The 12072-nt window shown below is 33.4% G+C and carries 17 protein-coding genes; 5 read left to right on the top strand and 12 right to left on the bottom strand.

The annotated features are described in order from the left end of the window. The 3 genes from WBN21_RS07380 to WBN21_RS07370 all read left to right on the top strand — a co-directional run. On the top strand, nucleotides 1-869 hold an 869-nt coding region (locus WBN21_RS07380), incomplete at its 5' end, for a signal recognition particle protein (protein ID WP_424198914.1). A 50-nt stretch (nucleotides 870-919) separates the two neighbouring features. After that, the gene (gene folD, locus WBN21_RS07375) at nucleotides 920-1798 is read left to right on the top strand and encodes a bifunctional methylenetetrahydrofolate dehydrogenase/methenyltetrahydrofolate cyclohydrolase FolD (RefSeq protein ID WP_424198912.1); all 879 of its coding nucleotides are present in this window, start codon (nucleotides 920-922) and stop codon (nucleotides 1796-1798) included. A gap of 27 nt (nucleotides 1799-1825) precedes the next feature. Next, nucleotides 1826-2542, top strand: coding sequence for a TIGR02206 family membrane protein (locus WBN21_RS07370; RefSeq protein WP_424198910.1), 717 nt, complete (start codon nucleotides 1826-1828; stop codon nucleotides 2540-2542). Nucleotides 2543-2557: 15 nt separating this feature from the next. Here WBN21_RS07370 and WBN21_RS07365 read toward each other — a convergent pair whose 3' ends face one another. The 9 genes from WBN21_RS07365 to WBN21_RS07325 all read right to left on the bottom strand — a co-directional run bounded on the left by WBN21_RS07365 (nucleotide 2558) and on the right by WBN21_RS07325 (nucleotide 9175). Next, nucleotides 2558-2983, bottom strand: coding sequence for a VOC family protein (locus WBN21_RS07365; protein ID WP_424198908.1), 426 nt, complete (start codon nucleotides 2981-2983; stop codon nucleotides 2558-2560). 8 nt (nucleotides 2984-2991) lie between these two features. After that, the gene (locus WBN21_RS07360) at nucleotides 2992-3177 is read right to left on the bottom strand and encodes a hypothetical protein (RefSeq protein WP_424198906.1); all 186 of its coding nucleotides are present in this window, start codon (nucleotides 3175-3177) and stop codon (nucleotides 2992-2994) included. Nucleotides 3178-3231: 54 nt separating this feature from the next. Then, nucleotides 3232-4008 (bottom strand): 23S rRNA pseudouridine(2604) synthase RluF, encoded by a 777-nt coding sequence (rluF, locus tag WBN21_RS07355; RefSeq protein ID WP_424198904.1) that lies wholly within the window; start codon nucleotides 4006-4008, stop codon nucleotides 3232-3234. A gap of 20 nt (nucleotides 4009-4028) precedes the next feature. Further along, on the bottom strand, nucleotides 4029-4856 hold the full coding sequence (locus WBN21_RS07350) for an alpha/beta hydrolase (RefSeq protein WP_424198902.1): 828 nt from the start codon (nucleotides 4854-4856) through the stop codon (nucleotides 4029-4031). Next, nucleotides 4857-5225, bottom strand: a complete 369-nt coding sequence (locus WBN21_RS07345; RefSeq protein WP_424198900.1) for a cupin domain-containing protein — start codon at nucleotides 5223-5225, stop codon at nucleotides 4857-4859. Between the two features lie 20 nt (nucleotides 5226-5245). Beyond that, entirely contained in the window at nucleotides 5246-6220 is a 975-nt protein-coding gene (locus tag WBN21_RS07340) for a YitT family protein (RefSeq protein ID WP_424198898.1), read from the bottom strand. A 6-nt stretch (nucleotides 6221-6226) separates the two neighbouring features. Then, nucleotides 6227-6784, bottom strand: a complete 558-nt coding sequence (locus WBN21_RS07335) for a hypothetical protein (RefSeq protein ID WP_424198896.1) — start codon at nucleotides 6782-6784, stop codon at nucleotides 6227-6229. A 43-nt stretch (nucleotides 6785-6827) separates the two neighbouring features. Then, nucleotides 6828-8369 carry a helicase HerA-like domain-containing protein gene (locus tag WBN21_RS07330; RefSeq protein WP_424198894.1) on the bottom strand — a complete coding sequence of 514 codons (1542 nt, stop codon included), beginning with the start codon at nucleotides 8367-8369 and terminating at the stop codon, nucleotides 6828-6830. A 92-nt stretch (nucleotides 8370-8461) separates the two neighbouring features. Then, on the bottom strand, nucleotides 8462-9175 hold the full coding sequence (locus WBN21_RS07325) for a hypothetical protein (RefSeq protein ID WP_424198892.1): 714 nt from the start codon (nucleotides 9173-9175) through the stop codon (nucleotides 8462-8464). 248 nt (nucleotides 9176-9423) lie between these two features. Between WBN21_RS07325 and WBN21_RS07320 the strand changes: the two genes are divergently transcribed. Together WBN21_RS07320 and WBN21_RS07315 are read left to right on the top strand one after the other, a co-directional pair. Beyond that, entirely contained in the window at nucleotides 9424-10053 is a 630-nt protein-coding gene (locus WBN21_RS07320) for a 7-carboxy-7-deazaguanine synthase QueE (RefSeq protein WP_424198890.1), read from the top strand. Between the two features lie 126 nt (nucleotides 10054-10179). Then, nucleotides 10180-10491, top strand: coding sequence for a DUF202 domain-containing protein (locus WBN21_RS07315; protein ID WP_424198888.1), 312 nt, complete (start codon nucleotides 10180-10182; stop codon nucleotides 10489-10491). Between the two features lie 193 nt (nucleotides 10492-10684). Here WBN21_RS07315 and WBN21_RS07310 read toward each other — a convergent pair whose 3' ends face one another. The 3 genes from WBN21_RS07310 to WBN21_RS07300 all read right to left on the bottom strand — a co-directional run. Continuing rightward, nucleotides 10685-11122, bottom strand: a complete 438-nt coding sequence (locus WBN21_RS07310; protein WP_424198887.1) for a VOC family protein — start codon at nucleotides 11120-11122, stop codon at nucleotides 10685-10687. 81 nt (nucleotides 11123-11203) lie between these two features. Beyond that, a complete protein-coding gene (locus tag WBN21_RS07305; protein ID WP_424198885.1) occupies nucleotides 11204-11809 on the bottom strand; it encodes a hypothetical protein in 606 nt (201 codons plus the stop codon). Nucleotides 11810-11850: 41 nt separating this feature from the next. Further along, a partial coding sequence (locus tag WBN21_RS07300; protein WP_424198883.1) for a T9SS type A sorting domain-containing protein occupies nucleotides 11851-12072 on the bottom strand: 222 nt, incomplete at its 5' end.

Raw genomic sequence — 12072 nt, 5'->3', positions numbered from 1 at the left:
TAGGTGTTGAGGTTTTTAGTGATAAAGGAAATAATGATCCTGTAGCAATTTCAAAAGCAGCATTAGCACACGCCAAGGCAAACGGACATAATGTGGTAATTATTGATACCGCTGGTCGTTTAGCTGTTGATGAGGCGATGATGTCTGAAATATCAAATATCCACAAAGCCATTCAACCGCAAGAAACCTTGTTTGTTGTCGATTCTATGACAGGGCAAGATGCCGTAAATACAGCAAAAGCCTTCAACGATATTTTAAATTTTGATGGGGTTATCCTTACCAAATTAGATGGAGATACGCGTGGTGGTGCAGCCATTTCAATTAAATCTGTAGTTAATAAACCAATCAAGTTTATTGGTACAGGCGAGAAAATGGAAGCCATCGATGTGTTCTATCCATCGCGTATGGCAGATCGTATTCTTGGAATGGGAGATGTGGTGTCTTTAGTTGAAAGAGCACAAGAACAATTTGATGAAGAAGAAGCCAGAAAGCTTCAAAAGAAAATAGCCAAAAACCAGTTTGGGTTTGATGATTTCTTAAAGCAGATTCAGCAAATCAAGAAAATGGGAAACATGAAAGACCTTATGGGCATGATTCCTGGTGCTGGAAAAATGATGAAAGATGTTGATATTGACGATGACGCTTTTAAGGGTATCGAGGCAATAATTCAATCTATGACACCAAAAGAACGTACAAATCCAACTGTTCTTAATGCCAATAGAAAAAAACGAATTGCAAAAGGCTCTGGTACTTCGGTTCAAGAAGTAAATCAGCTTTTAAAGCAATTCAACCAAATGAGCAAAATGATGAAGATGATGCAAGGTGGCGGTGGCAAAAAGATGATGCAGATGATGAAGAATATGAAATAATTAAATTTGTTGCTAAAGGCAAACGGCCAATGGCTAACACCTATTGAAATATGATAATTTTAGACGGAAAGAAAGTAAGTAACGATATTAAAGATGAAATCGCTGAACATGTAAAAGCAATGGTATCTAAAGGTGAAAAAGCACCACATCTTGCGGCTATTCTTGTTGGATCTGATGGAGCAAGTATGACGTATGTAAACGCCAAAGTAAAAGCTTGCCAGCGAATTGGTTTTAACTCTACCCTTATAGATTTGCCAGATTACACTTCAGAAGAAGAGTTGCTAGAAAAAATTCATGGCTTAAATAACAATGATGAAATTGATGGATTTATAGTACAATTGCCTTTGCCTGATCAAATTGATGAGCAAAAGGTGCTTATGGCTATCGATCCAGATAAAGATGTTGACGGATTCCATCCCGTTAATGTAGGTAGAATGGCTTTAGATTTGCCAACCTTTTTACCAGCAACACCTTACGGTATTATGGAATTATTGGAACGTTATCAAATTGAAACTTCTGGTAAAAACGTAGTTGTTTTAGGAAGAAGTCATATTGTTGGCCGCCCAATGAGTATTTTAATGAGCCAAAAACGAAAAGCGGGCGATGCAACGGTAACGGTTGTTCATAGTCGTTCAAAGAATTTAGAAGCTATCACTCGTGATGCAGATATTATTGTTGCGGCCATAGGGATTTCAGAATTTTTAACTGGCGATATGGTAAAAGAAGATGTTGTTATTATCGATGTTGGAATCACCCGTGTTCCTGACGCTACCAAAAAGAATGGTTATAGATTAGCTGGCGATGTGCATTTTGAAAGCGTAAGTCAAAAAGCAAGTTATATTACTCCAGTTCCAGGAGGCGTTGGCCCAATGACTATTGCCATGCTTCTTAAAAATACGTTATTGGCTAGAGAACGGCACAATAAATAGATTAACAAAAATTAATTAAATTGCATTATGAGTTTTATAATTTATAATGCATTTTTTTTGCTTGAAAGAGTCGCTATTGGGAGCTTTCAGCATGTATTCCCAATTGTAATTTCGATTCTATTAGGTATTGTTTTCATAAACTTCGCCAAGCATAAATTTAATAGAACTCAGCAAAATAATGCACTTCATGTTTTTGCCTGTTTAATTAGCTTCATTGTTATCCTATTTCATGCGCATAAAATTAGCTTAGGGCATTATAATATATCAACAGATTTACCATTGTATTTATGTAGTTTGTTGGGTGTAATTATTCCAATTTTCACGTATTACAGAGCCTATTGGATGTATGAAGTATTATTATTCTGGATAGTAGGTGGCACATTACAGGCGGTTATAACCCCAGACATAGAATTGGGGTTTCCTAGTTTAGATTATTTTAGATATTGGGCAGTACATTTAGGGCTTTTAATAGTTGTTTTTTATGCCGCTTTTGTTTTTAATATGCGTCCAAAACTTAAGAGTGTGTTTAAATCTTTTATAGCATTACAGATATATGTAATTATAATGATAGTAATAAATAAGCTTTTAAAAGCCAATTATTTCTACTTGAATGCAAAACCAGAATCAGCTTCAATTTTAGATTATTTTGGAGATTGGCCTTGGTATATAGTGGTGGTTCAAATATTAGTGATTCCGCTCTTTTTATTAATTTATTTGCCGTTTTATTTAACAAGAAAAAAATAAAACTTTCAATATAGGTTATTTTGCAAATAATTGGGCCATATCTTTGAAAGCCTTAAATTCTAAAGCGTTTCCAGAAGGATCGTAAAAAAACATAGTAGCTTGCTCGCCAACTAAACCTTTAAACCTTATATAGGGCTCGATAAAAAATTTAATGTTTTTGGTTTTTAAATCTTCTGCGAAAGCGTGAAAAATATCCCAAGAAAGAACAACACCAAAGTGAGGAACAGGAACATCTTTTCCATCAACAGGATTTGTATGAACCTCTGTTGAGGTTTCTTTAGGTTTATAGTGAATAACTAACTGATGACCAAAAAAATTAAAATCTACCCAATGGTCACTACTTCGTCCTTCTTCGCAACCCAAAATATCTCTATAAAAAACTCTGCATTCGCTCAAATTATAAACTGGGATTGCTAAATGGAACGGGGAAATATTTGGCATGTTAATTTTTAAACAGACTTTCTACTGCTGTATTTTAACATAGAAACACCAGCAATAAAGAAAATAATGCCTAAAATAGCTAATGCCCAAGGACTTAATGTTGCAATAATTGGTGTTCCGAAAATTCCTAATACACCCATAATTAAACCTGCCATACCTACAAGTGTTAATATTAATGCTAAAGTTCTTATCATAATTTAGTTTGATTTTTTCAAAAATAAGAATAATTTTAATAGTCTAAGCTATTTTTAGCCTCTCGGCTTTTTATCATTCTTTTTGATGAATGTTTTTTTATGCGTTTTTGTGCTTTCTTCTAAAAGTAAATTAAGTGTTTTAAACTCGTCATTAGTTAACTCCCGATATTCACCAATTGGAGTATCTAGCTTAATATTCATGATTCTCACCCGTTGCAGGGTTTGTACATCGTAGTTTAAATAGTCACACATCCGTCTAATTTGCCTATTTAGTCCTTGGGTTAAAATAATTCTGAATTTATAAGTTCCTAATTTTTCAACTTGACATTTTTTGGTGGTTTTTTTAAGTTCTTCCAACGGAATACCACCAGCCATGCGTTCAATAAATGTTTGCGAAATAGGTTTATCAACCGTTACAATATATTCCTTTTCATGATTATTACTGGCACGAAGGATCTTGTTTACAATATCGCCATCATCCGTTAAAAGAATTAAACCTTCGCTAGGTTTATCTAATCGACCAATTGGAAAAATACGTTTTGGATAGTTTATAAAATCGATAATATTATCTTTTTCAACCGACGTATCTGTTGTACATACAATACCAACAGGTTTATTAAAGGCTAAATAAACAAAGGTGGTTTTAGTGTTATTCATGACTTCACCATCAACTGCAACCACATCTTCTGGTGCAATTTTAGTTCCCATTTCAGGTACAACACCATTTATAGTTACACGCCCAGCTTCTATGAGTTTATCGGCTTCTCGCCTAGAGCAATAACCAACTTCACTTAAAAATTTATTTATCCGTTTTAGGGTAACTTCTGCCATGGTTCAAAAATACAATAAACTTAGTCGTTTAAAAAGTTTAAAATGTGCTGATATACAGTTTCTGATTTTAATCCATGCCCAAAACCTTGAGTAGCTATATGGGTTGAATTGATATAGTTTTGTTTAAACTTTAATGCATCCTGATAAGGAATGATGTCATCTTTTTTGTCGTGAATGATAAGCCCTTTTGCCGTAATTTCCTTTGAAAAAACTGCCGGGGAGAAATAATCTGGTAATTGGTGGTAGTGTTTTAAAATATAATTTTCAATTGCTTTAGAAACACGTTTATTGTATCCCATCATAATTTCATATCGATTTAAAACACCGGTAAAATCTGAAGGCGCGCCTAATAGAATTAGTTTTTTAATGGGTTTAAATTGGTATTTATGTTGAAAAAAAACAGTAGCCATACCGCCTACAGAGTGTCCAATAACGGTGGTTATTTTGAATTTTTTTACAACTAGATTAATGCATTCGGAGTAGCGTATAGCGTTAAATGATTTCCCTCCAGTACTTCCGTGAGCGGGAGCATCTAGTGCTATAATGTTATAGTTTTTGGTTTGTAATTGATTTATTAAATCTTTCCATCTAAACGAATTACTTTCCCAACCATGAGCCAATAAAATAGTTTCGTTTACGCCTTTCCAATGGTAGGTTTGAATTGTAAAATCTTCAAATTGAATCTGTTCTTGATTGGCTGTTTCTAGAAATTTTAGTTCTTGAGAAGTGGTTTTACCTTTTCTCGGAGTTGAAAATAGTTTTATGGCTATTTTCGCTGCAGATGGAGAGGAAAAATAGCTTATAAAATTTATAGTTGCTCCTATTGTTTTTGGAATAATTTTATTCATTTATTCCTCCCTGTTAACCAAATCCATTGAAAAAGCTGGTGTGCAAATAGCAATATACTCGCAAACTTCTGTAAACGGATTTGAATATTGAACCCTAGTGTTTCTCTCAATTTTTATAGATTGTCCGGCTTCTAAAACTATTTGTTCGCCATTAATTATAAATTGTTTTTTTCCTCTAATGATAAAAGTAAACTCGTCGAATTCTGGTGTTTGAAAAGGTTCGCTCCAACCTGCTGGCGCTTTCATGTGGGCAATACTTATTTCAGAATTTCCATCTGTAGTATTCCCAAAATGTTCCTTAATTATTTTGCCATCCGTTGTAGGAACAACAAATGGATTATTTTGAATAATGTATTTTTTTTTAGTCACAGATTAACAATTTTTCTTAATTACTTTTTCATTGGCTTCTTTTTAATCATTCCGCCTTTTAAATCTTTTACAACACCCATAATAACAAAGGCGTTTCTATCAATTTTATCAATTTCAGTTTGTAATTTGGCAAGTTCTAAGCGTGTTACAACGGTATAGATAATATCTTTATCATAACTTTCTCCACTTGTCCCAAAGCCACCTTTTCCAGCATAAATAGTACAAGCTCTTCTTAGTTTTTTTATTAGCATTAACCTTAAAGCTTCATGCTCATTCGAAATTATTGTGACTCCAACATATTCTTCAACACCATCAACAACAAAATCAACGGTTTTTGCCGCCGCCATATAGGTTAAAATTGCGTATAGTGCCGTTTCTATTGAAAGTACATAAGCGCCAACTGAGAATATCAAAATATTAATTAGTAAAAGAACATCGCCAATAGTAAGTGATAATTTTCTTCCTAAATAAATGGCCAAAACCTCGGTGCCGTCAATTACGCTGCCTCCTCTCATAGACATTCCAATACCTAACCCTAAAAAGAAACCTCCAAAAACGGCAATAAGTAACTTGTCTTCTGTGATGGTTGGGTAATTAATAAAATGAACTACTATGGCTAAGCACGCAATGGCAATAATGCTTTTAATAGCAAATTTGTTACCTATAGTTTTAGATGCTAATAAAATAAAGGGCAGGTTTACTATGATTAATAATACTCCTAAATTTAATGAAGTTACATTTTCAAGAAGTAAAGAAATACCCGTTGCTCCACCGTCAATAAAACTATTTGGTAATAAAAACCCTTTTAAACCAAAACCAGCTGATAATACACCAATTGCTATGAAAATATATTCTTTGATGGCGTGAGACACCTCTACCTCATATTTTCTGACCAATGGGTCTAACTGTTTTTTCGTTACAGGGCGATTAACTTGTTTTTTTTCAAGTTGTTTTCGTGCAACATCAATTATTATTTTTGCTATGAAAGGATTCATCTTTTTTTAATTATTCCAATTTAAGAAAAAGTATTTCACTTTTGCGTTATTTGGAATATGAGTGGCTTCAAATTTTAAATTCATATCAAACCTCAAGTTTGCAGGAAGTTCTTTTTTGTCAATAGTGAAATTGGCATTAATTTCATCAACAGCAATTACAACTGAATTTATTAAATTACTGATTCTTGAAATTTTATAACTACTTTGAATATCTTTAAAAGTGCTAATTGTCGAAATATTGTTTTTGGTTTTATAACGCTCATCAAGAACACGAATACTCCCAATTGTTGCAGTTGTATCTAAAGCCTGTTTTGGTGTGAGAGTTAGTAATTGTTTTCCGCCTTTTTCAAAAATTTCAATGTTGTTTATACTTCCAGTAAACTCATCACCACCAATATATTTTACGATTGAATCGTTGGCATATATAGTTTTTAAATCTTTTACCATAGTGGAATCCGTTAGTAAACCAATATTTTGTTTACTGATTTCAAATGGGTTTTGTTCTTTTTTACAACTTGAAAAAAGTAAGGTAATGGCAATTAAGCCTAAAATTGAGTTTCGCATTTATTGGGACTATTTATTTGATTAATTTAAGCTTAATTATCGACTATTTCTTCATCACTTTTGTTAAAATACCAAAAACGCTTCTTATAAAAGTAGCACTTGTTAATACTTTAATAATAGGGTTCATAGCGGTGCTTTTTCGTCGTGTACTAGTTGTTTTCTTTTTCGATTCTGCTTTTTTAATGGCTTCTTTTTCTTTTAAAGCTTTTTCTTTAGCTTCATCAGCTTCGGCTTTTTCTATTTTTTCATTCAATAACTCATAGGCACTTTCTCTGTCAATGGTTTTATTATATTTTTTAACCATTTTAGATTTTGAAAGTAAGTTGCTCAATTCAACATCGGTTAAAATATCCATTCTACTCATTGGTGCCCGCATCATGGTTGCTGCTAGTGGGGTAGGGCGCCCTTTTTCATCTAGTGCAGACACTAAAGCTTCTCCAATTCCTAAAGATGTTAAAACCTCGGTTGTATCATAATATTCAGAATCTGGATAATTTTGAGCCGTTAGTTTTATCGCTTTTCTATCCTTTGCTGTAAATGCCCTTAAAGCATGCTGAATTTTTAAACCCAATTGTCCTAAAACAGCCTCAGGAACATCGGTAGGGTTTTGGGTTACAAAATATAAACCAACACCTTTACTTCGTATTAATTTTACAATACTTTCAATTTGATTTAAAAGTGCTTTTGATGCTTCATTAAAAATTAAATGCGCTTCGTCAATAAAAATAATAAGTTCTGGTCGGTCACTATCGCCTTGCTCGGGAAATGTTGAATATATTTCAGCCAATAAACTCAACATAAACGTTGAAAATAACTTAGGTCTATCTTGTATATCAGTTAACCTTAAAATATTAATAAAACCTCTGCCATCATCGTCAATTCTCAATAAATCTTGAACATCAAAAGAGGTTTCTCCAAAAAATAAATCGGCGCCTTGTTGTTCAAGTTCTATTAATTTACGCAAAATAGCACCTGTAGAAGCAGTTGAAATTCGGCCATAGGCATCGTCAAACTCTTTTTTACCTTCTTGGGTAGCATATTGTAATATTTTCTTGAAGTCTTTTAAATCTAATATTGGTAATTTATTGTTGTCGCAATATTGAAATATTACAGCAACAACACCAGATTGTGTTTCCGATAAATCTAAAATTCTAGATAGCAAAACAGGGCCAAACTCACTAACTGTGGCTCGTAATCTCACCCCATCTTGTTCAGAAAGTGTTAATATTTCAACTGGAAAAGCTTTGGCTTCAAAAGGAAGACCTATTTTTTCATGACGCTCATCAATTTTTTGGTGTCCAGGACTTGGTTGCGCCAAACCACTTAAATCACCTTTAATATCCATAAGTAAAACGGGAATGCCTTTATCACTTAAATTTTCGGCTAAAACTTGTAAAGATTTTGTTTTTCCAGTACCAGTAGCTCCAGCAATTAAACCATGACGATTCATTGTTTTAAGGGGGATTTTTACAAATGCTCCAGTAACGGTTTCTCCATCTAACATAGCGGCACCAACAGGTATAAAATCGCCTTTTGTTTTATTACCTTCAGTAATGTAATTGAAAAAAGTATCCTTAATGCTCATGCTTTTAATTTTGTATAAAAATACAGGAAATTAAAATAAAATAAAGTCTAGGACTTAATTCTTTTAAAATGTAATAAGGTTATTCAAGAAAACTACCTATGGGCTTCAAAAATCACAACAATATCCTCGGTATGATCTGTTACGTTTATGGTAAAACCGTTGGTATTAAAACTGGTAACGTCGGCCGCGGTTAAACCCAAGCTGTTGCCATTGTTGTTTGCATACCTTATGCCTATAGCTCTTGAGCTAGAAGCATATCTAGAAATATCGTTAATAGAGGCTCCACTACCACCTACAAAGATGACTTGTTGCAATATGCTGCCATTATAGTTTGTTGCATAACCATTCATGTTTCCAAAAAAGTTTTGAAAAGTATTAATGTTATTTGATACACCATTATCAGCACTAAGGTTATAGGTTTCTACATTGGGAACCGCAGAAAACTTTATAGAAGAAGGCTCAAAAGGTATGCCGGTTATAGTTTGTGTTCCCGTTCCAGTAATTATAAATTTTGCCATGTATACTGATGAGTCTGAATTAAGTTTACTCCAAACTGGTGTGCCTGGTGTTCCAGAATTAAACTCAAATGTATCAAAAGAGGTATTAAATACCATTAAGCCAGTTGCTGGTGTAACAATGGCGTTTCTTTCAGCCGTTGTGAGTCTTGGAATGAGTAAGCCTTTGTCTGTAGATTCAATATGTAAAATAGACGAGTCATGCGGTGATGTTGTACCAATACCAACTTGTGCATAACTATAAGTACTGAAAATGATGATCATAAACAGTAATGAGGCCAATTTTTTCATTTTGAGAGTTTGGTAAATTAAATTTTATAAAAAAAATCGATGTAAAGATATAAAAACAGGTTGAAATACAAAAATATCATCAGAAATTTATTTCAGCAATAAATTTAAATCTATATTTTAATATAAAATTCGATGTGGTTCATAGCAATCCTTATCGATTTAATATCATTAAGTTTAAATATTTCTGAAAACACAATACTTATTACTTTCTTTAAATATATGTACCTTTGCAGCCTAAAATATTTTAGATGAATCAAGAAGTGCAAGAATTGGTAGAAAAAGGAGAAATGCTTCCGTTAATGGAAGAGTTTTATACCATTCAAGGAGAAGGCTTTCATAAAGGAACCGCAGCATATTTTGTGCGTATAGGTGGTTGCGATGTAGGGTGCCATTGGTGCGATGTAAAAGAAAGTTGGAATGCCAATTTACACCCACCAACAGCCACGTCTAAAATTGTTGAAAATGCCAAAAATTTTAGCGACACCATTGTGGTAACAGGAGGTGAGCCCTTAACTTGGGATATGACGGCTTTAACAACCCAGTTAAAAGCAGCAGGTTTGCAAACCCACATTGAAACCTCCGGCGCTTATAAGCTTACCGGTATTTGGGATTGGATTTGTTTATCGCCCAAAAAAATGAAATTGCCTACAAAAGCAGTTTATGAACATGCTAACGAGCTAAAAATGATTATCTACAATAAGGACGATTTTCGTTTCGCCGAAGAGCAAGCTGCCAAAGTAAATAAAAACTGCATTCTGTATTTGCAACCCGAATGGAGTAAACGCGCCAAAGTAGTTCCGGAAATTGTAGATTATGTTATGAAACACCCAAAATGGAAAGTATCATTGCAAACCCATAAATATTTAAATATTCCCTAGCACAAAATATTTAAAACCTCAAAACCCATTAATTAATCTCCAAAAAGGATTATTGGATGTATTGAGTTGGTTTTTTGGTATTTTGGTTTTGTTATTTGGAATTTATATTTTTAGAAAAATAGTATTATGAAACTTTTAAAATTTGGACGCGATTTTAAACCAGACGAAAAAATAATTTTAAGAGATTATCTGGCCATCGAGCGAACCCGTTTGGCAAACGAGCGCACGCTGCTATCTTACATCAGGTCGTCGCTGTATTTGCTTTTAGGTAGTTTCGCTTTTTTCCAACTTAAAGAATTTCCAAATTTTAAGTATTTAGCCTTTGTGTCGTTAACATTTAGCGCTATTTTTTTTGTAATAGGCGTTTTCAGATTCAGGTTACTTAAAAAAAGTTTAAAACGGTTGTATTACATGTCCGAGGCCGCAAAAGAAAAATAACCACTTTTATTTTTAAATAAATTTTGGGCGTTACGCCTCCTAAGGTCGTCGTCGGGCTTTCCGCTACAAGTCCTCGCACCTCCTGCGTCGGGCTGTGGGCTATCCGCTGCAATCCCTAACGCGGGGCACTATTGCCAATTTTAGTATTCCTATTAAAATGCTTTAATAATTACTAAGTGGTTTTAGTAGTTTTTTATAATTTACCCTTGTACTTCGGGTCAAAATCAACCATCCATTCAATTCCAAATTGGTCTCGAAACATCCCAAAATAACTGCCCCAAGGGCTATCAGAAATAGGCATTTCTATTTGTCCGTTTACCGATAAGCCATAAAACAATTTGTCGGCCTCTTCACGGCTTTCAGCACTAATTGCTATTTTCGATCGGTTTTCGTTTTCATTCACACGTCCCATTATTTCAGGAACATCATTAGCCATTAAAATGTTTTTTCCAATAGGTAAAGCAATGTGCATAATTTTATTTGCTTCATGTTCCGAAACCTTAAAATCATCACTCGCCATGTCTTTAAAACGCATAATTTTTGCGAATTCACCACCAAAAACCGATTTGTAAAACGTAAATGCCTCCTCGGCATTTCCATTAAAATTTATATAAGGATTAATAAGTGCCATAGTTTATTTTTTAAGTTTCTAACCTTTTTCTTTAACTATAAATGTAACACTTTTTTCAATTAATTAGTAAACTAAGGGTGTTTAGTTGGCGTACTCCGAAGTGCTTAAATTGCTAGCTTCTAACAATTCAATAGCCTTTAAATATTTTATCCCTCCAGCTTCTGTTTGGTCGTTTAAAAATCCATTCAATTCAGGATGATTTTTTTCAATCCAACTAACAAGGCTGTCTCTGTTTTTAAGGAATCTTGAAACATTAAAAACCTCGTATAAAACTCTTTCAACTTTAATTATTTTATTATTTTCAAATCGGATAATCTCATTCCAGACCATCGGCTGTTCGTGAAGAAAAAGGATTCTTCTGTCTATTTTTGAAATTTTTGCTTTAACTATGTCTCGGTCTTGCTCAATTTCAAGGATTTTGTAAGTTGGGACAAAAACCGCATCCCATTTCAACCATTCAGAATATCTTTTTTTTGTGAAAGTCTCTTGATAATCACTTTCGTTTTCTCTAATTACAATACTATCACCTAATAAAAGTGCTATCGCATCGTCATCAGCCTTATCAAGAATTTTGTAATAGCGTTTAGCAATATCAAGTTTGTTTATTTCCTTTTCAGAAGTTTTGCAGGATATACACCCAACGGATAAGAATATTATTATAATTAATCCTGAAATTTTGAATGCCATGCTATTTTTAAATTAAAGAAAAACTCGAAAAACAGGAGTTTCTAAAGCTTAACAAATTTCTTAGAAGTCCGACCGGTATTACTATGAAAATCTAAAACGTAATTTCCAGCAGCTAAATCCTCAACCAAAAACGAGTACGTTTTAGCCCCTTGTTGATTAATGGAATCTCTGGTTAATTGTTTAATAAAGGCACCATTAATACTATATAGCTCAATTAAAATGTTGTCGGTTACATGATAGTTTATAGTAAATTCTAAAGTGCT

This window comes from Algibacter sp. (assembly GCF_049667265.1).
Classification (GTDB): Bacteria; Bacteroidota; Bacteroidia; order Flavobacteriales; family Flavobacteriaceae; genus Algibacter_B.
Note: the sequence above shows the minus strand (reverse complement) of the source record. Positions and strands in the feature narration are given on the sequence as shown.